Annotated in this window: 1 protein-coding gene; it reads left to right on the top strand. The window is 58.9% G+C overall.

All coding sequences use genetic code 11. The features are described from left to right. On the top strand, positions 1-440 hold a 440-nt coding region (locus tag M3206_RS18825), incomplete at both ends, for an OB-fold nucleic acid binding domain-containing protein (protein WP_251314039.1).

Raw genomic sequence — 440 nt, 5'->3', positions numbered from 1 at the left:
GAACTGAAAGCTCGTCGCGAAAAACTGGCTGCGCTGCGTGAGCAGGGCGTAGCTTTCCCCAACGATTTCCGTCGCGATCATACCTCTGACCAATTGCATGCTGAATTCGATGCGAAGGACAACGATGAACTCGCTTCCCTGAACGTTGAAGTTGCGGTGGCTGGTCGGATGATGACCCGTCGCGTGATGGGCAAAGCCTCCTTCGTCACCCTCCAGGACGTCGGCGGCCGCATTCAGCTGTACGTGGCGCGCGATGACCTGCCGGAAGGCGTCTACAACGAACAGTTTAAGAAATGGGACCTCGGCGATATCATCGCCGCCCGCGGCAAGCTGTTCAAAACGCAAACCGGCGAACTCTCGATCCACTGCACCGAGCTGCGCCTGCTGACCAAAGCCCTGCGCCCGCTGCCGGATAAATTCCACGGCCTGCAGGATCAGGA

It is taken from the genome of Fictibacillus phosphorivorans, from assembly GCF_023715845.1.
Classification (GTDB): Bacteria; Bacillota; Bacilli; order Bacillales; family Fictibacillaceae; genus Fictibacillus; species Fictibacillus phosphorivorans_D.
This window is presented reverse-complemented; position numbering and strand designations above follow the sequence as displayed.